General features: G+C 37.0%; 18 protein-coding genes and 1 pseudogene. 15 read left to right on the top strand and 4 right to left on the bottom strand.

The features are described 5' to 3' along the window. Positions 1-78 precede the first annotated feature (78 nt). The 8 genes and pseudogenes from cdaA to NST76_RS21085 all read left to right on the top strand — a co-directional run. Complete coding sequence (cdaA, locus tag NST76_RS21120; protein WP_089935020.1) at positions 79-915, top strand: diadenylate cyclase CdaA; 837 nt, start codon at positions 79-81, stop codon at positions 913-915. Then, the gene (locus NST76_RS21115; RefSeq protein ID WP_036128306.1) at positions 908-1,984 is read left to right on the top strand and encodes a CdaR family protein; all 1,077 of its coding nucleotides are present in this window, start codon (positions 908-910) and stop codon (positions 1,982-1,984) included. Before cdaA ends, NST76_RS21115 begins: the two co-directional genes overlap by 8 nt. 226 nt (positions 1,985-2,210) lie before the next feature. Continuing rightward, positions 2,211-3,563 (top strand): phosphoglucosamine mutase, encoded by a 1,353-nt coding sequence (gene glmM, locus NST76_RS21110; RefSeq protein WP_101967053.1) that lies wholly within the window; start codon positions 2,211-2,213, stop codon positions 3,561-3,563. 122 nt (positions 3,564-3,685) lie between these two features. Further along, on the top strand, positions 3,686-4,201 hold the full coding sequence (locus NST76_RS21105; RefSeq protein ID WP_036128301.1) for a type 1 glutamine amidotransferase domain-containing protein: 516 nt from the start codon (positions 3,686-3,688) through the stop codon (positions 4,199-4,201). Positions 4,202-4,812: 611 nt separating this feature from the next. Then, positions 4,813-6,615, top strand: a complete 1,803-nt coding sequence (gene glmS / locus NST76_RS21100) for a glutamine--fructose-6-phosphate transaminase (isomerizing) (RefSeq protein WP_036128300.1) — start codon at positions 4,813-4,815, stop codon at positions 6,613-6,615. 459 nt (positions 6,616-7,074) lie between these two features. Then, complete coding sequence (locus tag NST76_RS21095; protein WP_036128298.1) at positions 7,075-7,959, top strand: helix-turn-helix domain-containing protein; 885 nt, start codon at positions 7,075-7,077, stop codon at positions 7,957-7,959. Positions 7,960-8,204: 245 nt separating this feature from the next. Beyond that, on the top strand, positions 8,205-8,597 hold the full coding sequence (locus NST76_RS21090) for a glyoxalase superfamily protein (RefSeq protein WP_170829929.1): 393 nt from the start codon (positions 8,205-8,207) through the stop codon (positions 8,595-8,597). 3 nt (positions 8,598-8,600) lie between these two features. Continuing rightward, positions 8,601-8,687, top strand: a pseudogene (locus tag NST76_RS21085) (aminoglycoside phosphotransferase); the annotation flags it as partial. Between the two features lie 684 nt (positions 8,688-9,371). On the opposite strand, the gene NST76_RS21080 reads toward NST76_RS21085, so the two are convergent. Then, positions 9,372-11,120 (bottom strand): methyl-accepting chemotaxis protein, encoded by a 1,749-nt coding sequence (locus NST76_RS21080; protein WP_036128840.1) that lies wholly within the window; start codon positions 11,118-11,120, stop codon positions 9,372-9,374. 380 nt (positions 11,121-11,500) lie between these two features. On the opposite strand from NST76_RS21080, the gene NST76_RS21075 reads away from it, so the two are divergent. Then, the gene (locus NST76_RS21075; protein WP_342544437.1) at positions 11,501-12,424 is read left to right on the top strand and encodes an ABC transporter substrate-binding protein; all 924 of its coding nucleotides are present in this window, start codon (positions 11,501-11,503) and stop codon (positions 12,422-12,424) included. Between the two features lie 119 nt (positions 12,425-12,543). Here the strand turns inward: NST76_RS21075 and NST76_RS21070 are convergent, their stop codons facing one another. The 3 genes from NST76_RS21070 to NST76_RS21060 all read right to left on the bottom strand — a co-directional run bounded on the left by NST76_RS21070 (position 12,544) and on the right by NST76_RS21060 (position 16,271). After that, positions 12,544-13,590 (bottom strand): NAD(P)/FAD-dependent oxidoreductase, encoded by a 1,047-nt coding sequence (locus tag NST76_RS21070; protein WP_036128836.1) that lies wholly within the window; start codon positions 13,588-13,590, stop codon positions 12,544-12,546. Then, positions 13,591-14,568: an ABC transporter substrate-binding protein gene (locus NST76_RS21065; protein WP_051891781.1), complete on the bottom strand. Its 978-nt coding sequence runs from the start codon at positions 14,566-14,568 to the stop codon at positions 13,591-13,593. Between the two features lie 98 nt (positions 14,569-14,666). Continuing rightward, the gene (locus NST76_RS21060) at positions 14,667-16,271 is read right to left on the bottom strand and encodes a helix-turn-helix domain-containing protein (RefSeq protein WP_051891780.1); all 1,605 of its coding nucleotides are present in this window, start codon (positions 16,269-16,271) and stop codon (positions 14,667-14,669) included. A 363-nt stretch (positions 16,272-16,634) separates the two neighbouring features. On the opposite strand from NST76_RS21060, the gene NST76_RS21055 reads away from it, so the two are divergent. The 6 genes from NST76_RS21055 to NST76_RS21030 all read left to right on the top strand — a co-directional run bounded on the left by NST76_RS21055 (position 16,635) and on the right by NST76_RS21030 (position 24,404). Beyond that, positions 16,635-17,927 carry a CitMHS family transporter gene (locus NST76_RS21055; RefSeq protein ID WP_036128834.1) on the top strand — a complete coding sequence of 431 codons (1,293 nt, stop codon included), beginning with the start codon at positions 16,635-16,637 and terminating at the stop codon, positions 17,925-17,927. A gap of 375 nt (positions 17,928-18,302) precedes the next feature. Continuing rightward, positions 18,303-18,791 carry a VOC family protein gene (locus NST76_RS21050; protein ID WP_036128833.1) on the top strand — a complete coding sequence of 163 codons (489 nt, stop codon included), beginning with the start codon at positions 18,303-18,305 and terminating at the stop codon, positions 18,789-18,791. 318 nt (positions 18,792-19,109) lie between these two features. Further along, complete coding sequence (locus tag NST76_RS21045) at positions 19,110-20,108, top strand: ABC transporter substrate-binding protein (protein WP_196243777.1); 999 nt, start codon at positions 19,110-19,112, stop codon at positions 20,106-20,108. A 137-nt stretch (positions 20,109-20,245) separates the two neighbouring features. Next, the gene (locus NST76_RS21040) at positions 20,246-21,907 is read left to right on the top strand and encodes an AraC family transcriptional regulator (protein WP_342544435.1); all 1,662 of its coding nucleotides are present in this window, start codon (positions 20,246-20,248) and stop codon (positions 21,905-21,907) included. Positions 21,908-22,117: 210 nt separating this feature from the next. Further along, complete coding sequence (locus NST76_RS21035) at positions 22,118-22,810, top strand: stalk domain-containing protein (RefSeq protein WP_036128827.1); 693 nt, start codon at positions 22,118-22,120, stop codon at positions 22,808-22,810. Between the two features lie 232 nt (positions 22,811-23,042). After that, a complete protein-coding gene (locus NST76_RS21030) occupies positions 23,043-24,404 on the top strand; it encodes a TraB/GumN family protein (RefSeq protein ID WP_080717177.1) in 1,362 nt (453 codons plus the stop codon). Positions 24,405-24,467 lie beyond the last annotated feature (63 nt).

Below are 24,467 nucleotides of genomic sequence, written 5' to 3'. Positions count from 1 at the left end.
TTGAAAAAAGTTACATTTGTTAAGAATGTGATATACTTGAATGTGTATGGATTCGCAATGAAAAGTGGGGGATGCCACGTGCAAATTATCGAACATTTCACGGATTTAACACCTGTGAATATTGTTATTAACTTCATTGATGTACTGCTCGTGTGGTACGTTGTTTATAAAGTCTTAACCCTCATTAAAGGTACGAAGGCTGTCCAATTACTGAAGGGAATATTTGTCATTATTATTGCCCGACTTGCAACAGACCTTTTAGGGTTACAAACTCTAGGCTGGATGTTACAACAGGTCATTGAGTTTGGTTTCTTAGCGATTATTATCATATTCCAACCAGAAATCAGACGTGGTTTAGAACAAATTGGGCGAGGAAAGCTATTCCAGCGTTCATCAAGTCAAGAAGAAGAAGAACAAACAAGGCTCATTGAGGCGATGAAGAAGTCTGTTAGTTACATGGCTAAACGTCGAATCGGTGCGTTAATTTCTATTGAAAAAGAAACAGGCCTTAATGAATATATTGAAACGGGTATAGGACTAAATGCTGAAATCTCATCAGAACTGCTGATTAATATCTTTATACCGAATACACCACTTCATGATGGAGCGGTTATTATGCAAAAAGATAAAGTTACAGCAGCAGCTTGTTATTTACCCCTATCTGAAAGTCCATTTATTTCAAAGGAGTTAGGGACACGTCACCGTGCTGCACTTGGCTTAAGTGAAGTTACGGATGCTATTACAATTGTTGTCTCAGAAGAAACAGGTGCAATTAGTATTACGTTAAATGGTAATCTCCACCGTAATCTTTCTCTAGAGGAGTTTGAAACACTATTACGAAAAATGTGGTTCGGTTCAGCACAAGAGTCAAATGCTGCCTCTAAGTTGACTTGGAGGGGGAAAAAGAATGGATAAAATGATGGATAGCCCTTGGGTATTAAGAATCATAGCGCTATTTTTGGCATTTTTGCTTTTTTTCTCAGTTCGTACCGAGTTATCTCCAATCAATACAACAACAACGACTGAACAGACGGATATTATTCGAGATGTGCCAGTAGATGTTTACTATGATAATGAAAATCTGATTGTCACAGGCTTACCTGAAACAGTAGATGTGAAGATAAAAGGGCCAATGCCTGTTGTTATAAAAACAAGAGCTACAAAAGATTTCTCTGTATTTGTCGATTTAAGTAATCTATTGATTGGGGAGCATGATGTAAAGCTACAATACGAAAATATTTCTGATAAGTTAAAGGTTACATTAGACCCTGCAACTATTCATGTGAATATTGAGGAAAAGGTCACGAAAGAGTTCCGAGTGGACCCTGAAATGAATAATAGACTAATCGAAGAAGGTTATATTTTAAAAGATATGACTGCTGATCCACCAACCGTTTACGTAACAGGTGCAAAAAGTGCTATTGAAAGCATTAGCTATGTAAAAGCTACTGTTGCAGGTGAGCAAGGCTTGAAGCAATCCTTCTCGCAGGATGCGGCAGTAAAAGTATTGGATCGAGATCTAAACAAGTTAGATGTGACGATAGAGCCTGAAACTGTGAAGGTTCAAGTTGATATAGCAGAATATAGTCGAGAAATTCCAGTGGTCCTGAAAGAAACAGGGCAAGCAGCACAAGACATTACGATCAATTCGTTAACATTTGCGCCAAGAATGATAAAAGTGTATGGTAGAAAATCAATTATTGACGGTTTGACAGAAATTCCAGTTATAGTTGACCTGTCAAAAATTACTGAGTCTCAAACTTATGAATTTGATGTAAAATTACCAGATGGTGTGACAAAAATATCTGACAAGAAAATAAAAGTGAAGGCAGATATTACAAAAGTAGAGCAAGAAGAACAACAGAAAACACCAGCTTCTACAGAGGAAACGCCACCTCCAACTGAAGAACCAGATGTGACGGATGATAGTACTACTACTGATAAAAATACATCATCTGAGGAAACGGAAGATATTGATTCTTAAACAATATCTGACTATAATTTTATTTTGATTCTAAATCAAAATCCAATCGTGGTTTGTGCTGGTGAGTAGTTAGGACAGGAGTCACCAACAAATCGATTGAGGGGATATTAATAATTACCGAATGAATGAATAAAAACAGACTTTTCCAAAAGTAAGCGGACAAGTGTCTTTTGGACGATAGTAACTCAAGAGACACAGTCTTGCATTGAAGGAGAGAATAAGTAGAATGGGTAAATATTTTGGAACAGATGGCGTCCGTGGAGTCGCGAATAGTGAATTAACACCAGAGTTTGCATTTAAACTAGGTCGTATCGGTGGCTATGTTTTAACAAAAGATGCAACTGATCGTCCAAAGGTTTTAATTGGTCGTGACACACGTATTTCAGGTGAGATGCTTGAAGGTGCACTTGTTGCTGGTCTTTTATCGATTGGGGTAGAAGTAATGCGTCTTGGTATTATTTCAACACCAGGTGTGGCATACCTTACTCGAATTATGAGCGCAGATGCAGGCGTTATGATTTCAGCTTCACATAACCCAGTTGCTGATAATGGCATTAAATTTTTTGGTCCCGATGGTTTTAAGTTAACGGATGCTCAAGAAGCGGAAATTGAAGTGTTGCTTGATGCACAAGAGGATACACTACCACGCCCAATTGGAGCCGATTTAGGATCTGTAAGTGACTATTTCGAAGGTGGTCAAAAATATATTCAATACTTAAAGCAAACAGTGGATGAGGAATTTGATGGTATCCTGGTAGCACTAGACTGTGCTCATGGAGCTACATCAGCATTGGCTACACATTTATTTGCGGACCTAGAAGCTGATATTTCTACAATGGGAGCTTCTCCAACAGGCTTAAATATTAATGATGGTGTAGGTTCTACACATCCAGAAGGACTAGCTAAATTTGTTACTGAAAAGGGTGCAGATGTTGGTTTAGCATTTGATGGAGATGGTGACCGATTAATTGCTGTAGATGAGAACGGTAAGATTGTTGATGGCGATCAAATTATGTTTATCATTGGTAAGTATTTAAATGCGGTAGGACGCTTGAAAAAGCAAACGATTGTTTCAACAGTTATGAGCAATATGGGCTTCTACAAAGCTGTTGCTGACAACGGTATGCAAAGTGTACAAACTGCTGTTGGTGATCGTTATGTTGTAGAAGAAATGCGTGCCAAAGAATACAATTTAGGTGGCGAACAATCAGGGCATATTGTTTTTCTAGACTTTAATACAACAGGTGATGGATTACTTACTGGCATTCAGCTTGTCAACATTATGAAAGCGACTGGTAAAAAGCTTTCAGAGCTTGCTGCTGAAATGAAAATCTTCCCTCAGCGTCTTGTCAATGTACGTGTAACAGATAAGCATGCTGTGACTGACAATGCGAAGGTGGCTGCTGTCATTGCAGAGGTAGAAGCAGAAATGGCCGGCAATGGTCGTGTTCTAGTGCGCCCTTCAGGGACTGAACCACTTGTACGTGTAATGGTAGAAGCAGCAACAGAAACAGATTGTGAGCGTTTTGTTGAGCGTATTGCGGACGTAGTACGTGCAGAAATGGGCTTAGCAGAATAATATATAGAAACTCGATTTCCATAACAGGAAATCGAGTTTTTCTTGTTTAAAAAGAATGTTTGAAATGAATGAGATGGGGAACAGTAGTAAGGAGTCACAATAACAAGGAGTGTTTAATTGATATGGCTAAAATTGCTACAGTGATAACAGATATGTTTGAGGACATTGAGTTTACAAGCCCCAAAGAAGCTCTAGAAGCAGCTGGGCATCAGCTCGTAACAATTGATACCGAAGCAGGTAAGGAAGTTAAGGGGAAACATGGAGAGCCAGTGAAAATAGATAAAGGAATTGAGGAAGTAAACGCCTCAGAATTTGATGCGTTATTTATTCCTGGTGGTTTTTCACCTGATATATTACGAGCAGATGATCGTGTAGTGGCATTTGTAAAATCCTTTATGGATGACATGAAGCCGACCTTTGCTATTTGTCATGGACCACAGCTGCTAATTACAGCTAAGACACTGAATGGTCGTGATGCCACAGGCTATAAATCCATTCAAGTGGATTTAGAAAATGCAGGGGCAATATTCCATGATGAAGAAGTATTCGTCTGTCAAAAGCAGCTCGTAACAAGTAGAACGCCAGACGATCTTCCAGCCTTTAATAGAGAAATAGTTAAATTATTAGACAGTAAATAAAAGATAGGCACAAGCAGTCAATTGCTTGTGCCTTTTTGTAGAATTTACTCCGCTTTATTTAGCATAGCAACTAATTATTTGTCTACATATTTGTCACGAAAAAGCATGGGGATTAGGTGTTTTTTATAACGAAAATTTGACGGATAGCATATGATTGAGTATGATGGAGAAGTTGAAGATGACGAGGTCCGACCTTATCCTTTAACGAGCGCTAAGGAGGAAAGAAAGCGCAAAATCGGAAAACAATTATAGCGCCTGAGCTGAAGAAATCGGACGACAAGATCTTCAGCAGACGAGGTGGAGGTTTATCGAAAATTCGGCGGATGCCTCCCAATCGACATACCCGATTGTCATTTTTCATTTTGAAAGCATTTAAGTGATTGAATGTACAGAAAATGGAGAAGGTATAGTAAAAGCAATAGATAAATCAAAGAAGCTTCACCTATCGAAAAAACTCTAATCAGTTGGCTGAATGAGTGGGTGGCTTGCATGTAAGGGAGTGCTTATTTTAAATATAAAATAAAGCATCGCTCGTACATTCAAAAAACTTCGATAGGATGAGGTCTAGTTTGTCATTGCATGAAATTGACAATATCGGAGGACGAGAATTTATGTGTGGAATTGTAGGATATATTGGTGAATCAGATGCAAAGGAAATTTTATTAAAGGGTTTAGAGAAGCTTGAATACCGCGGCTATGACTCAGCTGGTATTGCAGTACGTAATGAAGAAGGTGTAACAGTTTTTAAAGAAAAAGGACGTATTGCAGACTTACGTGAAGCGGTGGACGAGGAAGTTGCAGCAAAAATTGGAATTGGTCATACACGTTGGGCAACACACGGTGTACCCAATCGTTTAAATGCTCACCCACATCAAAGTGCATCAGGACGCTTTACACTTGTGCATAATGGGGTTATTGAAAACTATCATTTATTACAAAAAACATATTTAAAAGGCATTCCGATGAAATCTGATACAGATACAGAGGTTATCGTGCAATTAGTAGAGTTATTTGTGAAAGAAGGTCTTAGCACAGCAGAAGCTTTCCGTAAAACTTTATCTCTATTACATGGCTCATATGCCCTTGCATTATTAGATGCTGAATCGACAGATACTATTTTTGTTGCAAAAAATAAATCACCACTTTTAGTAGGTATTGGTGAAGGCTTCAATGTTGTTGCTTCGGACGCAATGGCTATGCTACAAGTAACGGATCAATACGTGGAGCTTCATGACAAAGAGGTTGTAATTGTACACAAAGCAAGTGTCGAAATTACAAAATTAGATGGTTCTGTAGTAGAGCGTGCACCATATACAGCGGAGCTTGATATGAGCGATATTGAAAAAGGAACTTATCCTCACTATATGTTAAAAGAAATGGATGAGCAGCCAACTGTAATTCGTAAAATTATTCAAGCATATGAAGGCGACAATGGCGATTTAACAATTGACGCAGAGATTTTAGAGGCATTGAGAGCAGCGGATCGCTTATATATTATTGCGGCAGGCACGAGCTACCATGCAGGTCTCATCGGTAAACAATATTTCGAAAAAATGGCGGGTATCCCAGTAGAGGTTCATATTTCTAGTGAATTCGGCTACAACATGCCATTACTATCAGAAAAGCCTTTATTTATCTTTATTACACAATCAGGTGAAACAGCTGACAGCCGTCAAGTACTTGTAAAAATTAAAGAACTTGGCTATCCAACATTAACGATTACAAACGTACCTGGCTCAACGCTATCACGTGAAGCAGATCATACATTGTTATTACATGCAGGCCCGGAAATTGCAGTGGCTTCTACAAAAGCTTATGTTGCTCAAGTAGCAGTACTTGCGTTAGCAGCGTATGTAACGGCAAAGGCAAATGGTAAAGGCTTAGAATTTGATTTAAAACAAGAGCTTGCGATTGCCGCTAATGGAATCCAAACAATTATCGATTCAAAAGATGTGTTAGAAGATATTGCAGAAGACTACTTAAAAATCGCGCGTAACGCATTCTTCATTGGCCGTAATATGGACTTCTATGTCAGCCTAGAAGGGGCCTTAAAACTGAAAGAAATCTCGTACATTCAAGCAGAAGGCTTTGCTGGTGGCGAACTGAAGCACGGAACAATTGCCTTAATCGAAGAAGGTACACCAGTGTTTGCACTTGTCACTCAAGCATCAGTAGGATTAAATATCCGTGGTAATGTCAAAGAAGTAGCAGCTCGTGGCGCATATCCTTGTATCATTGCAATGGCAGGCATTGATGAAGATGGTGACCGTCTAGTCATTCCGCATGTTCACGAATTACTAACACCACTTGTATCTGTAGTGCCATTACAATTAATTAGCTACTATGCAGCACTTCACCGTCGTTGTGATGTGGATAAACCACGTAACTTGGCTAAATCGGTGACTGTTGAATAGGATTAGGTTTAAGCATTTATGCTAGTGTAGTCTAATAAAAAATATTGATTGTTTATAACAAACCATTTGAAATAAAGTTTGGTTAAAAATGACCTCTTCGGATTTGGTATCCAGAAGAGGTCATTTTTGATTCTTTGGAAAAAGGTAATTTTATAGGAATGAATTTAATTGGTTAGAACATTAATATGGAAAAGGTTCTTGGTGTAGTTTTATAAAAAAGATTGATCGTTTATAACAAAGTTCGCTTATTTAAAATAAAGATTGATTAAAGATCCTGTGTTGATACGTAGGATCTTTTCTTATTCCACAATCGGGCCAATATTGTTGCAGATATAAAAAGAGGCTGATATTACATCAACCTCTTTTTAATGATTTTTAGGATGCAGCGATTACTTCGCAAGATATATCAAAAAACGAATGAAGAACCTTGATATCCTATATTTAAAGGAGGTGCCTTCGTTGTATAACCATGAAATTATAATTAAGAAAATCATTTTGTATGTGGAAGAAAACCTACATGAACCACTTACTTTGGAAAATATAGCAGCACAATCAAATTTTTCAAAGTATCACTTTCATCGAATATTCCAATCCACGATTGGCATGACAGTAACTGAATATATTCGGTTAAGAAGATTGGCTAATGCTTCTTCCGCCTTACTTTATACAAGTGAACGCATTCTTGATATCGCTTTATATTATCAGTTTGAATCACAAGAATCATTTACAAGAGCATTTAAAGAGATTTATAAGCTACCACCTGGCAAATATCGCAGAATGATGTCAGACGTGCTTAAAATTAAGGAGGAAACATATATGGATACAAAGGTGAAAGGTTGGTTTTTAAGTGGATCAAATCCATTTAATTACGAAATGGGAATTGACCATGAAGTTGTTCATCAGGGGAAAGCATCAGGTTATTTAAAATCCAAAACAGTGTTAGATTCAACTGAATTCGCTACCATGATGCAAACATTTAAGGCTAATCAGTTTGTTGGAAAGCGCATTAGACTCTCTTGTTTCATCCGTACGGAAGAGGTAGATACGTACGCTGGGATGTGGATGCGAGTAGACGACACAATGGAAGATGTTCTTCAATTTGATAATATGAGTAATCGTCCCATTAAAGGAACAACAAACTGGAACCATTATTCTATTATTTTAGATGTTCCAACCCAAAGTGCTGTTATTTCGTTTGGTATCATTCTGTCTGGACAAGGAACTGTATGGGCAGATCAATTTACTTTTGAAGAAGTGAATGAAAGTATTCCAACAACTAATTTAGAGGTGCATGGTGAACTGCTGGACGAGCCAATAAATTTATCGTTTGACGAGGAAATATGATTTAAGGAAGAGTGATAACATGGCTAATTCTGGTAAAAAAGATACCGGGGTAGTATTAAGTATTATAGTTATAATTGCAATTATGGCTGTAAAGTTTGTAGGAATCAACACGCTTGTTCATTACTTAAAGTTTTGGTGAAAATATTGCTTAACTATACCGCAATCGGGCCATTTAATGGAGGAAGAATCACAAGTAATATTGAATATTTATGGTATCATTTAGTGAAAAAAATTAAGGAAAGGTGATGTATGTAATGAGTACATCTGAAATATTTATGAAAAGCACCATACCAATATTCCGTATTTTTAATGAGGAGAAAGCGAAAGAATTTTATTTAACATTTTTGGGGTTTGCATTGGATTGGGAACATCGATTTGAGGATGATCTACCTTTATACATGCAAATTTCTTATGGAAATTGTATTATTCATCTTTCAGAGCATCATGGAGATTGCTGTCCAGGGGGTGCTATAAGAATTGAAGTAGAAAACCTAGAGTTACTCCATACAAACCTTATATCAAAGAAATACAAATATACGCGTCCTGGCATCGAAACAACCCCTTGGAATTCTCAGGAAGTTTGCATTGGAGACCCATTTGGAAATAGAATTGTTTTTTTTGAGAACCTTCGAAAATAACATTGGGTAACTTATTTTGATGATACAAGTAGAAAAGTATTCAAAAATACATTAAATATGGATGAAGGCACTTGGAATCGAGCAAGAGGGTTGGGCTTTGCATAGTGTTGAAAAACAAAACCATCCATAGAATTTATGTGAAAGGTGAAAAAGGATTTCCGTTGCAGGCTACTTGCTTTCCTGTGGGCGAGCGCCGAGCCACTTCCTCTGCTACCACTCCGTTTAGAGGCTCGCCCGTCTCGCTATTCCCACGGGAGTCAAGTAGCCTTCCACTCCAATCCATAAAAAAGTGAAGGTATTCACTACTCTTTTGTGGAGGGGTGTTGTCACGCATCACTTCTCCAAATTGAAAGTAAGAGGCTATCCTCTCTTATAATATAAATAATGGGCTATTTTGTTCAGGAAAAGACACTTTTGCAGAATGGTTGATTGGAGTGGAACCAACGTCACTCCTAGGGGATTTAGCGTCACAGAGGAGACCCTGGAGCGAACGCAGTGAGTGAAGCGGCTCATCGGACGCCCCCTGGAAAGGACGCTGGCGGAACGGAAATCAACCCCTCGCCTTGCAAAATTGCTTATTATGCCGTTGACATTACCTTTTTTCAACAACATGAAAAGCATCGAATCATTTGATTCGATGCTTTGGTATTATAATCTATTATATGTTTCATCAAGAGTTCCAAAAACTCTGGAATACCTTCAATACCTTATAAAGTTTGAAATCAGTTATCTTTTGTAGTCATTTTAAACCATATTCATAATATCGTTAGCTTTTTATAACGTATATCGCTCCATTAAAGAATTTAATTCACGATTTAATTCCGTTAGTTTTTCAGCAGCATTAGCAACATCAGCAATTGCTTTAATGTGCTCATCTATGGAAGCAGCAATTTCCTGTACGGAAGCGGCCGTCTGTTCTGATACGCTGGACGCACTTTCGATTCCTTCACTCATCAACTTATTATAGGAGGTCATAACGTCCATTTCTTTATTAACTGCTAATATCGATTCCACAATTTGCTTAACAGAATCAGACATTTGATTGAATTTACTTTGTGTTAGCACTACATCATCATTTAACTTTTTAGCAGTCTCCATTGTTCCTTCTACAGTTTCAACTGTTTTAGTTGTTTCTGAAACAATGGATGAAACCACTCCTTGTACTTGGTGAGTAGCATTTTTCGATTGTTCTGCTAGTTTCCTTATTTCATCGGCAACAACTGAAAAACCTCTACCATACTCACCAGCTCTTGCTGCTTCAATGCTTGCGTTTAAAGCGAGTAAATTCGTCTGTTCAGCGATTGTTTCAATTGTTTCCATTACCTGTGTGATTTGATTGATTTTACTATTTAAATTTTTAATCTCATAACTGACTTCTTCTGATGCTGCCAATGAATCAGTATTGGATTGTTGTAATTGATGAACTATTGCAATTCCCTCGGCTGATATTTTTTCAGCATGTTTTGTAATGTCGTACATCACTTTACTTTGTTTTTCCGTAGTTTCTATCGAACTTGATAATAGCTCTACTGTTCGGTTTATCTTGTCCAAATCATGGGCTTGTTCTTGTGTACCAGTAGCAATTTCGTTAACTGCTCTACCAACTTCATCACTACTAGCAGATGTTTCTTCTGAAATTGCTGATAAGTTGGTCGCTGAATCCAATAAATGTTCACTAGTATTTTTAGTCTTTTCGACGAGTGTACGTAATTGCTGTGACATTTTATTAAAAGCAGTCGCAAGTTGCCCAATTTCATCACTTGATTCAGGTAGATTGGTAACAATTATATGACCATCAGCAATTTTTGTTGATGCTTCAGCTACTTCTTTTAGTGTATTTAATTTCCTCCGAATACCTAAATAAAACACAATTGAACTTAAAATAATGAGTACAATTGTTGCACCAAAGATAATATATTGTAAGATGTTTAATCCTTCATAAAATTCATCTTGAAAAACAGCAATTCCAAGAGTCCAACCCCAAGGCTCAAAATATTCTGTATAGGCTGTTTTATCTTTAAAAGAACCATCTGGCTGTTTATCAGAATAAACGACATAGCGATCTGATTCATTTTCGGACTTGCCGCCTGCAACGATCTTTTCTCGATTACTTCTGTTGAGATCATCGACAGGAGCTCCACCTATTTTAGAGGGATGGAGTTGTAACACTAAATCCTCGTCAAAAGCTAATATATAACCATTTTCTTTGTAAGTAAAATGGGACTTTTGATAATCGTACTCTCCATTTTCATTTACTGGCCCATTTAGAATAATTCTCGCTTGTTCTTTACCTTCCTCTAGTGTTATTTTGCCAATTTCCACTTCTTCATTAATCAGTTCTAATGAAGTATAAGCCCCCTTGACGATGCTTTGTAGTTCTCTTTGACCGGATTCTAAGAGCTGATTTTTGGCAACAACATAACTTGTTGAGCCGATAATCACAACTGTTACAAGTATAATAATTGTGATTAGTAGCATTAACTTTCTTGAAATGCTTCGTAACTGTAAAATTCTCTTCATCATTTGCTTCCTCCCACAACTATATATAGGTATATTTCGACAGTAATCTACATAATTCAATGGTATCGGAATTATTTTTTATATTACGCTGTATATGAAAAGCTAGAAGCAAATTCTTCTTATTATTAGGGTGGGTATTATTACATGATTAACCAAATTAAAAACTGGATAAAGGATGTTAAGAAAAGAAATTCATATATAACATGTTTGGATTAATCATTCTTGTTTATCAAGTCTAATAGGTGAATATTATTGGAGCAAACTTTTTTACAGCTACAATAATTGAAAATGATTATCATTTTCATTATAATAGGGAACAATTAGTATTTAAAGGAGAAGGATTATGAATAAATACATAAAAAGCCGTTCTAGTAATGTTGGTAATGAGTCTACTGCTAATAATAGCGGCTTGTAGTAGTAAAACAGAAGGTACAAAGGATGACAAGGAATCTACAACGACTGAAACAACACGTATTGTAACAGATTCGGTAGGACGTGAAGTAGAAGTTCCCATAGACCCACAACGTGTTATTGTGGATTGGGATTTAGGTCACGTATTAGCTGTAGGCATTGTACCAGTTGCTTCAACGACAAAGGTCATTGATTATGGTGAATTTTTAAAGGATTACTATCAGGGGCAGGACATTGTAGATCTTGGGAATGAAGATACTGTATCTTTAGAAACAGCTACTAGTCTAAAACCAGATTTAATTATTACGTTTGCAGAGGAAAATATAAAACAATATGAAAAAATTGCACCTACTATTGTGTTCAGTACGGATAGCTACGATAGTGTGGAAGCAGAAATTTTAGCAATTGGCGAAATGTTAAATCACCAAGAAGAGGCGAAGAAGTTTATGGCAGATTATACGGCGCGTGCAAAGGTAGCTGAAGAAAAAATCAAAGCCGTAATCCCAGAAGGCATAACATTCTCACTCTTTACGTTAACAGACAAAGAGATTGTTGTGATTCCTAGTGGTAACTCAGGTGGTGAAGCGATGTATGATTTGTTAAAACTTACAGCACCAACATCTATACAAAAGCTAATTGAAGATAGCAAGGGAGATTGGCAGAAGCAACGTATTTCATGGGAAACGGTAGGTGACTATGAAGGTGATTATGTAGGTGTTTTAGATTATGGTCAAAAATACGAAACGACTTCTACATGGGATAATTTAGAGGTTGTGAAAAATAATAAAGTGATTACATTCGATGGGAAGTACTTCTTCTCAGCAGATCCAATCTCTGTTATCCATCAAGCAGAGCACATGGCAGAACAAATTATTGAATTAGTACAAAAACAATAAAGTAAAACTTCAAGCAGTTGCGTTTTTCTTAAGCTCCACGAAGACCTTTCTTGCTTCAATAAAAAACCCCATTAGATAAACAGATGATTTGTTTATCTAATGGGGAAGGTATTAGCTGATTACTTATGTGTAGTTACAGCTTTATTCTTTTGTTGTAACGCTTCATTTTTTTCAGCGAAGCGGTCATTATGAGAAGAAACGCCCGCCATTTTTGATTCTGTTGGGTCAATGTATAATTTGGCGCTATTGACAGCGAGGACAGCATCGTTAAATGCGCCTGCAATCAGTCTTATTTTCCCTTCATTCGTTACAATATCGCCTGCGCCAAAGATGCCTGGCATGCTTGTACCCATTTTGGGAGTAACGGAAATGCCCCATTCTTCAGAGGCCAAGCCCCAATCTAAAATGGCGCCGCCAAAGTGTCGGTCAAATCCGTGATTGACAAGCACTTCATCTACTTCAATTTTTGTCATATCATTAGAATCAACATGCTGTAATGTGACATGTTCAATTTTATTGCCATTGCCATGTAAACGAGAAACTGTATACGGAACATAGGTTGTTGCGATAGACTTCATACGTGTTACAGATGATTCAAAGGCACTAAAGTCATCTCGTCTATGAACAACGTATACTTCTTTGGCAATAGGAGCCATTTCAATAGCCCAATCTACAGCTGAGTCGCCGCCACCAGAAATGAGTACACGTTTATCTTTAAACCTATTGATGTTCGTTACCGTATAGTGAAGGTTGTTTAGTTCATAACGGTCAGCGCCTTCAATCGTTAATTTTTGAATGCGTGTAATACCACGTCCTGTAGCTAAAATAATCGTTTTCGTATAATGTTTCTCGCCTGTTTTAGCTGTTAAGACGAAAATGCCATCGTCGCGTTTTTCCATGCCAACAACTTCTTGACCAAATACGATTGTTGGATTAAATGTCATAGCTTGCTTGATTAAGGAATGAATAATTTCTTCACAGCGAATAGGTTCAATACCACCGACATCCCATACCAATTTCTCAGGATAGGTGCGCATAAAACCACCTAATTCCTGTTTTACTTCGATAATTTTCGTTTTCATTTCACGCATGCCACTGTAAAAGGCAGCATACATGCCAGCCGGCCCACCACCGATTATAATTACATCATAAATCTCTTGTTCCATTTAAGGCACCAACTTTTCAACTAAATAATCAAGGAATAGTGGAGAGCCAATTAAACCTTCACCTACAACGTAATCTGCTGTTTTTAATGGATAAACATTGCCGATTTTCACAGCATCCATTGCTTGCCACATCGGGCTATTCTCTAAATCTTTCATAGATTGTTCACTACTATAATTTTGCATTTGACGTTGTTCGACAAAAATATGGTCTGCATCAATGTCAGGTAAAACCTCTAAGGAAATGGGCGTGAACCACTCATTATTATCTTTCAACATAGTTGGAATATTTAACCCAAGTTGTGTGTATAGCATATCACTACCAGGGCTACCTTTTTCAGTGCCTAGTACACGGTATTGATTTTGTTCTACCCGTAATACAAGAATTTTTTCGTCACCTATAGCATCATGTAGTTTTTCTTTGGTTTCTTCTATTTTTTCCCTATACTTCTCGAGAGCAAGTGTAGCTTCTTTCTCTTTCTTGAACAGTTCACCAAGCACAGGAACATATTCATCTATTGCAACGCCTGCCTCAACAGCAACAGTAGGAGCAATTTTACTTAAAGCTTCGTATTTTTTAGCATCAATCGCTGCACCCTGAGCAATAATGACATCTGGTGCAGCTTCAAGAATAACTTCTAAATTATCTTCATATTGCACAGTTGGAATAATTTTAACATTGTTGTCATTGAATAATTTGAAGCGATACTCAGGTTCAATTTCTTCAACAACTGTCACCATTTGAGGCGTTACACCGATTTCAATTAAGTTTTCAGCATAGTTAGAACTAAGAACTAACATATTTTTAGGTTCAGTAGGGATCGTGACATCACCATAGGCATCTTTTACAATACGCGTTGTAGGCTCACTTTGTTCTTCTTGACCCTTTGTCTCATTTCCGCTCTCTTTATTAGTACTTGAGCAAGCAACTAATGTTAAAGCTACTAACATAAAAAGTATATATTGCATCGTTTTTTTCATTGATTATAGCTCCTTTTTATTTGATAATGATTATCACTATCAAATAATAACAGGGAATGAGAGTGCCTACTATAGCGTAAAGTGCCTTAAAAATTGGATTATTGTGTTTTAGGGCAAACACCATCCAAAATCGACTGCTCAATCTGTTGCATAATTTTTCTTTTGCCAAACACACTGCAATTGTTTATCCATAAACCCGTATCCACATAAAACACACGTTTATTTTTCACAGCATCTAAATTTTTCCACTGCTCACTTTTTTGTAAAGTAGCTAAGCTAAGGTCGGCTGTATAATAATCCATTATGCGTTTTTCAATAAACAAATAAGTAGGATTGGCTACCACTAATTGTTGTAAAGAACATATGTTGAAACTATTTTTATTTGTGCGCAATGATTCAGGCATTTTTAAGCCAAGTTCCTGATATAAAAGGGTAGCGGAGTCACTAGAAGATTCACCGACATAGCGATAACCCAACTCCTCCACACGTAAGTAAAGTACAGTAGCATTCTTTACAAGATGGTGTTGTATTTTATTTTTTAGAACATCTACATGTGTCGTAAGTTCGTGAATAATTTGTGTAGCTTCATTCTCTTTATTAAACAATTCACCAAAGTAACGAATTAATGAATTTAAATCATAAGGTAGCCCGGTAATTACAGGTGCGATCGTTTGGAAGTGTTGTTTTGTCTCTTCCGTTAAGTCGACACCGATAATTAAATCGGGTTGCTGTTGTACAATGATGTCTTGTTGAATCACATATTGAGGCATTTCTAAGATGGTTGTACCAACTTCATGAAAAAGATTCTTTTGATAGTTTGGAGTGAGGGAGCTCGTCACAGTAACACAATTTGGTATAACCCCTAATGCGATTGCAATTTCTGCGTGTGCAGGTGATAGAAAGCAAACACGATATTCTCCAACGGTCTTTTTGAATTTCTTAGGTGGACGACCTACAATGCGTTTAAACTGTCGACTAAAGTGCTGCACATCATCAAAACCAACTTTTTTTGCGACATTTTGTGATAAATCATCTGTTGTTAATAGCATTTCTTGCGCACGGTAAATACGATAACTAATTAAATAAGCTATCGGTGTTTTATCATATAACTCAATGAACTTTCTCGAATAATACCATGGGCTATATCCAGCGATGGCTGCTAGTTCATCTCTTGTCATTGTTTGGTTATATTTTTTTTGCATATAAATAACTGTCTGTTCCATTCTTTCCTCAAGTGTGTATTCATCTGTTGATTGCTCTTGCTGTAGCTCTTTCAACAAGCTGTATAAAATAAATTGTTTAATGGTGATAGGGAGAAGGTCTATGTTTTTAGCGAGCGACATCCGAATATCAGCTATGATCGTTTCAGGCACTCGCTGAATATAGTAACCATTCATTGTATTGATAGACCATTTACGGGTTAATTTCATTGCTGTATCATACAGTGCAAAGCTAATTAAATAGCCTGAAAAATCAAGACGGTTTGTATTTGTAAGTTGGATAACCGCATCACTTTCGAGGGCAATCAAATGCCCAAAAAAAATATGCTCTTTGTGCCCATTAATGGACAGGGTGGTTTGGCCATCCGTAATCAATAAGAGAGCCGCACTTTCAAGATGTATCGTAGACTTTTGAAATAAGGATTTGGCTAAATCTTTTATTTCTGTGCAAAGTGCCAGCCAATTAGGATTAGAATCAAGCATTTATGTACTCCTTTAGTTTGTTGTGATAAAAGTATACTACGGAATATCACAGCAGACGGCATAAAAAAGACAAGTTCAAACATAGGAAATAAAAAATCCTTACAGAACATCAAAATGTATGGCCTCCCTTTGATAAGGGAGGTATTTTTAATGTGTACAATAGGCATCTTAAGAAGCTATTGAAATGGAAGGTATTACTTTTAGTGAACAAAATGTACGTAATAGATATAAAGAAATTAATAAACATTAATTTGAAAACGATTACATTTGCTCGATGTTGTTTTACTATAAGGTTTAATATTCGGAAAATTAGTTATTTATAGAATTGATAAATAACTTAAAAGGGTCATTGGGGGGATTAGAATGCTAGCAATTTTAGGTTTTTTAATGATAATAGTATTTATGATTTTGATTATGACTGGTCGTCTTACAGCAATGATTGCATTAATGGTAGTTCCCATTACGTTTGCAGTTATTGGTGGATTCGGAAGTGAAATGGGTCCTATGATGTTGGATGGGATTAAAAGTGTGGCTCCAACCGGGATTATGATTTTATTTGCCATTCTTTTCTTTGGTATTTTGATTGATGCTGGAGTATTTGATCCAATCATTCAAACAATTCTTAGGTTAGTAAAAGGTGATCCTGTAAAAATTGCCATCGGAACAGCCGTATTAGCCCTTCTGATTTCTTTAGATGGTGATGGTACAACAACCTACATGATTACTATTTCAGCATTTTTACCGCTTTATAAAAGAATTGGCATGCGACCAATTGTATTAGCCGGTATTGCCGTTTCAGCCTCAGGTGTTATGAACCTCCTACCTTGGGGAGGGCCAACTGCAAGGGTTATGACAGCATTGAATCTTGAAATGTCTGAAGTTTTTACACCCGTGATTCCCGCGATGATTGGCGGCGCTATCTTTGTTCTGCTCATGGCATTTATGTTCGGAAGACAGGAGAGGAAGCGAATTGGTGTTATAGAATATGATTATGAAACTGCAGTTCAGCCTGCTGCTACAGTCGAGGATGACTCTTTGAAACGTCCAAAACTAATTATCTTTAACTATGCACTAACAATCATTCTTTTAATAGCGTTAATTATGGAGCTATTACCACCTGTTACATTATTTATGCTTGGTTTTGCGATTGCGATTACTGTAAACTATCCAAAATTGAAAGACCAAAAGGAACGTATTGCGAATTATGCTGACAATGCATTATCAGTTGTTTCAATGGTTTTTGCAGCTGGGATTTTTACAGGGATTCTTTCAGGAACAGCAATGGTAGATGCGATGGCAAACTCAGTAATTCATTATATTCCAGATGCAATGGGTTCTCATTTTGCAGTAGTTACAGCCATCCTTAGCGCACCTTTTACATTTTTTATGTCCAACGATGCCTTTTACTATGGAGTGCTGCCATTACTTGCCAAGGCAGGAGCGGTATATGGCATCGACCCCGCCTTAATTGGTAGAGCTTCTCTATTAGGGATGCCAGTCCATCTTCTAAGTCCACTTGTTCCATCTACTTATTTATTAGTAGGTATGGTTGGAGAGGATTTCGGCACATTACAACGTATCTTCTTAAAGTGGGCTTTCGGTTCTACCATTGTCATGATGATCGTCTGTGTAGTATTAGGGATTTTCCCTCTTTAAATTAACATAATAAGTTTAAAATCTATTGTTCACAGGGTTGAAGAGATGACCAAGTAAAAAAATGTTTATCTGTATTAAATCTACAAAAGTAATGGGCTTCTTTTGTAGATTGTTATTGGAGGAAATGAAAAGAGTCTAAAACCACCCTTAATCAAAAATTAGATGTTTAAGGTCTATGGAGTTGTTTCAGAAAAACGTTTTTGTTCGTAAAAAGGACTATCATAAATATACGATCAAAAAGATTAAGACTTAGGATTATTAGTTCATGTTAGTTATAGATATTTGCCAATGGTGGATAGTTTGTTGAGTATAGGGGAAAAGCTATTCAACAATCAAAAAGAAATTATTAAAATTAGGAGAAAGGTGGTATGAAATATGAAAATCCGTAAGATCGATCATGTGGGGATAATCGTCAATGATCTTCCAGCAGCAAAAGCATTTTTCCTTGAATTTGGCCTTGAGATGCTAGGGGAAGGAAAAGTGGAGGGTGAGTGGGTAAAGAGGATGGAGCGGATAATAGGGCTTCAAGACGTTAAAGAGGAAACGGCAATATGGCGACTATCGGATAGTGACGCAAATTTAGAAATAGTAATGTTGCGAACGCCAGATGGTGATACAAATATTGAACTAGTAAAATTTAACGCGCCAACAAATGAAATAGGGATACGGCATCCTTTAGCAAATACGCTGGGTATCCAGCATATTGCCTTTGCTGTTGAAGATATTGAAGCCCTTGTTACCAAATTGACAAAGAAAGGCGCAGAACTAATTGGTGAGATATCTAACTATGAAAATGCTTATAAATTATGCTACGTTCGCGGACCAGAAGGAATTATTTTGGAGCTGGCTGAGGAAATTAAATAGAAAACCCAAGATTTTTTATCAAATTTGAATTGAATAATCTTATTGCTGTTTGCGTATTAGTATCCAACTTTATTGAAACTCTTCTGGGTTATTGTCATTAAACATGGCTGTGTAGAGATAATTAAATAAATGTAAAACTTCTTTCTGCTACTTAATAAGTGAAATAAGAGAACGTGCGTTTTTTTGGGGAAGCTATTGACATTTATCCAAATAAATCATTGCGTTTTTTCCATTGTTTACCCTTTTCATACAAACTATAATAGTGCTGTAAATGATAATCATTTTCAATTGAAGATGAAAAGGAAAGGGGTAATAAATGTGAAAAAGCTTCTACGAAAGCAATTTATACTATGGGGAGGGAGTTTCCTTCTGTTGCTGTTGATGCTATCGGCATGCAGTAATTCTAATGGCAGTGCGTCTGATGCGCAGGGTAAGGAAAATGAGAAAACAGCTCAATCTGATGTGCAAGCAGAGGAAAGTGAGACAACGGTTCAATATACAACGATTACAGGCGAACAAGTTGAAATACCTGCAGATCCAAAACGAGTAGTTTATATTGGTCAGACGACGGGTGATTTCTTGGCGATGGATATTCCCCTTGTTGGTAATAATCTTCCTCAAGATCCTGCAAGTTACTATGGAGATAAACTTGAAGGCATCGTTGATATTGGAAATCCTGCTAACTTAGAGACGATTCTGACTTTAAAACCTGATCTGATTATTAATGGTTATTACAAGTCCGATCCAAATCTTAACGAGGAATTGTCAAAAATCGCAACGACTATTCCCTTTAACCCAGCTCTTCCTTATACAGAACGTGTAAAGGAGATGGGCAATATCTCGGGTAAACAGGAAGAAGTGGGTAAAATGATTGCTAAGTTTGAAACGCAATCTAAAGAAATGTTTGATAAGCTTCAATTAGCAAAAGAGGAGACCGCAACGGTATTCTACCAGTTAGGTAAAATACTTTATGTTATGGGCGATCGTAACTTTGGCGCCATTATATATGGAGAAAACGGTTTTGCCGTCCCACCAGCTGTACAGAAGAATATTATTGATGTAGAAGGGGTATCTTTCCTTGAGGTTTCCGAAGAGGTGCTTCCAGAGTTTGCTGGTGATCATTTGTTTGTCATTGTACAAGAGGATGGTGAAAGTGAAGCAGAGGCGGATCGACTACTACAAAGCCCAATATGGGGAACTTTACCTGCAGTCAAAAAGGGAAATGTTTATGTTGTTCCTAATGAATGGAATACAGATAATTTATTAGCTTTGGAGCAATTGTATAAAAAGTTACCAGAATGGATGCACAAACAGTAAAAATTGTATTTACCTAATCAATTTTTTAAACTGTTTGTATTTTAAAATAGTACATACTCGAACAATAGTTGATAGAGGGTCATTATATGTTATAATAACGATAATGAGAATCATTTTCAATGGTTGGAGAGTTGCTTATGAATCTAGCACCCCTATATATTAGGCTACAACATTATGAACGATTTCAAGTTGATCAAATAATGCTAGCTAGTAGCTACAATGAGGGAATAAAGGATAATGAAATAAATGTATGCGCATTATTAATAGCACTGAGTCATGGCATACGGCTGTATGTAGACAAAATGGCTATTGATCTACGACAAGGAAGCTGCGTTCTAATTTTACCTACACAAAGCTACACTGTAGAATCAAGTAACAAAGAGGCACAGCTGGCACACTTTACCTTTGAAACTTTTAAAGTGGAAGGGATGACGTTGAATCAGGTTGCCCATCCACCCCTACTTTGTGGTTATCCCTATAATCTGTTATTTTCTCAAGTCAAGCAAGTATTAGGAAATGAAGCATGGATAAATAATCAGTTTTGTTCCTCTCTATCCACATCAGGAATGGCGATGATGCAAGGTAGACTTCAGCAGATACTAGCTATGATGGTCCAGTTAGATGAGCAAGCTAACGAGTTGTTGAATGAAGAAAAGATACAATTGGTTCAAAAAACTGTACAGTACATAGAACAGCACTATGATGAGGACTTGACAGTAGAACAACTGGCTAACATGGCTGGAATGGTGAGATGGCAATATAGTCAAAAGTTTAAAACGTTGACTGGCAAAAAGCCGACTGATTATGTGGCTCATTTACGTATAAATCAGGCAAAAGAACTTCTACGTAATACGACCGATCCATTGAGCAAAATAGCTCGACAAATTGGTTTTAAAGATGAATACTATTTCAGTCGGTGCTTTCATAAATTAACTGGAAACACCCCACGTGAATATGCAAACATTCATCTTCATACGCCAGAAAGAACAGTTATTGATTCACTGGGTAGAAGGGTTCTTGTTCCTACAAGTGCAACACGTATTGTGACTGATGGAAAATTTACACTTGGGGAATTACTCGTTCTAGGCATACCCCCTATAGGAGCAGCCATCTCCATCATGAGAGATAACGTGGTTTATCACAATAAATTGCGAAATATTCATAGTATCGGGGATTGGGCAGATCCAGATAAAATAGCACAGCTGCAACCAGAGTTCATATTGCTTAGCTATTATCCGCAAGACTTGCAGGAACTGGATGCGCTTGCTCCAACTGTTGTACTGGACAAGAAGTTTAGATTGTTTGAGCGGTTACGATATATCGCTAAACTAGTTGAGCGGAGTAAAGCGGCGGAGAAGTGGATTACTACATATGAGGACAAAGTAAGAATGGTACGTAGGCAATTAGTGGATGCTTATGTTGCTGGAGAGACGGCTACGGTTTATCTCAAGCTTGGTGTAAAATTTTACGTTATGTGTCAGACCGGATTGGTTGCTAGCTTGTATGAATCACTTGGCTTCCGTCCAACTCCCAAAGTAATGCACCTAATTGAGCAAGGGCAAGCATGGATAGAAATCCAGCAGCATCAAATAAATCACTATGCTGGAGAACGTAATTTTATCTTGGCTTCTCCTCAAGAACTACAAACGATTACTCAATGTCCACAGATCGTCACTTTAGCCAAGTTAACTCCTGGTAAGACTCATTTCGTAGATTTTACATGGAATCATTGTGACCCTATCACACGTGAACGGTTGTTAGATGTGCTACCATCTATTTTCAAAAAGAACATTATTTGATAAGCAGAAGAAATAAAATTGCTGTAAAACTCGATCCATTAGCTATGGTTCGAGTTTTTTCCATTAATATTCAAATAGCGTACAAATAAACTAGTACAGAGAAAATAATTCTACTAGAAAAAAGTTTGTTTAAAAATATCCTGGTATAAAATTTATATGAAATTTCTGGTATAATTACATATATCTATATTAATTTTAAGGAGTGATTTTGTGAAGAAGTTATTGATAATAACAAGTTATTTAGGATTTTTTATATTAGGAGGTTTGACGTTTACGTACTTCTCAACTACGGAAGCGGCAAGCGACTTGAAAAAGATCAGCGTGTATCAGGATCCAATCAATTACTATGTCAATAAGGTTGAAAAAGTGCCGCAAAAAGGTCAATCTGGATTTAATTATCAAGGTACAATATATGTTCCAATGCGCTTTGTTGCGGAATCTTTAGGTGAAAAGGTAACATGGGACGGAAAAACAAAATCCGTTTATATTGGTGAGGTTCCCCAGTTCACCTCTTTGAAAGATGTAAAACCTATTGGGCGTGATGAGGACCCATTGTTCCATAATCCAAGTTCTATCGTAATTCATACGGGTGAAAAGTTTGAGCGTTCTTATCAACTTGGTGGTTACCATGGGGGCGGTGCTGTTCAAGACCATACAGCGGAATACTTAGCCAATGGAAATTACAAAGGATTCGAAACCAATTTGGCACCAATTAAAAAGTTAGCAGCTAACTCTTTCGGAGTAGGTTTCTTGAAAATTTACGCAGATGGTAAATTGATTTATGATAGTGGAGCAATCAAAGACAAGGTAAAGGTTCATGTTAATTTAGATGGAGCTTCAAAAGTGAAATTTGAACTTGAAGGTAGTGGTTTAGGTATATTAGATCCTAAATTTATTCAATAAACTATACACAAGTAAGACGATGACATAAATAGCTGTCATCGTCTTATTTATTTGCGTGAACGGCATTAACTACGTCGCATTACGTAGCTTATAGATAACTATTTCGACAAAACTTTAATGGTAATACAATTTTGTTAATTTTTTCACATTTAAGTATAATATAGTTGTTATTTATATGGTATAATTTCAAGCGGTGTTGATACATAAAATAGGAGATAGGAGAGAAAAGAGTATGATGAAAAAGATGATGAAACGAACAAGTGCAGTATTGCTTGGTGCTTCGTTAATGCTGACAACGGTTGTACCTGTGATTCATGCTGAAGAGCAATTACAGCCTCAAGTTCCATCGATTAGTCCGTGGGCTATTGAAACATTAAATGAGGGAGAAAAATATGGTATTTTCCCTATGGAATGGTATTACGATGGTTTCCTTGAAGAAATTTCGGTGGATAAAGTAAATGAATTACTAGCTTTGACAGAAAAGAAAATTGCTACTCTAGGTTTAGCTGAAAATAAACAATACAAGCCAGTGAGTGTAAAGAACGATAATACACGTGGTGATATTGTGAAGCACATGTACAATATCGTAGCACGCTATGATTTACCTGTTGGCAAAGATGCCATTCAATTTATGAAAGAACAAAATATATTACAAGGTTCTCCAAACGGACTGCATTTAGAAAAAAAAGCAACAACACAGCAGGCTGTTATACTAGCTGTTCGTTTCATTAAAAGTACATATGCCCTTGCAGAACAAGGATCGAAGGGGGTGGCCTGGGTTGTAGAGGATGAGGATACGACTGTGTACTTATTAGGATCCATCCATCTAGGCACACCAGACTTATATCCTTTCGATAAAAAATTAGTAACAGCGTTCAATGAATCGGATGCGCTATTAGTTGAGGCAAATATTTTGGATACAAAAGCACTTGAATATTATTCAGAAAAGGCACTGTATACAGAAGGTAAAACATTGAAAGATGCTGTGGCACCAGAAACATATGCAAAGCTTGAGCAAGTTGCAAAGCTTTACGATCTTCCGATGGATCAGCTGACAATGCAAAAGCCTTGGATGCTATCTAGTGCGTTATCAATGCTGGCAATGGACGATTCCTTTGGATTGACGCCACAAGAGATGACGATGCATGGTATTGATGTATACTTCTTATTGAATGCACAGTTGCAACAAAAGCCAGTCATTGAATTAGAAGGAGTAAAAGCACAAGTTGATATGTTTGATGCATTATCACCAGAAGCACAGGAGCAGTCATTAGTCGCAGTGTTGGATAGTATCATCAGTCCTTCTGATGAAAATCAATCAAAAATTCTTAAAGAGTGGTTTACAAGCTGGAATAAAGGGAATGTTGAGGAGTTCGCAAAAAGCTTCCAAGCAATGGAAGGTACATCATCAGAATTCAATAAAATGCTATTTGGTTTACGTGATGAACAAATGGCAAAGAAAATCATGAATGTACTTGAAGAAAAAGAAGGTAAGTACTTTGTTGTAGTTGGTTCTGGTCACTTCCTAGTCGATAAAAATATTCGCTATCACTTGGAGAAAAGCGGATACAATGTAAAACCATTTTATCAATAAAGAAAAACTAAAAAGGCAACCCAAAGCTATGGATCTAGCTAAGGGTTGCTATTTTTAGTTGCA

This window comes from Lysinibacillus sp. FSL W7-1291 (assembly GCF_038593415.1).
In the GTDB taxonomy this organism is placed as follows: Bacteria; Bacillota; Bacilli; order Bacillales_A; family Planococcaceae; genus Lysinibacillus; species Lysinibacillus fusiformis_D.
This window is presented reverse-complemented; position numbering and strand designations above follow the sequence as displayed.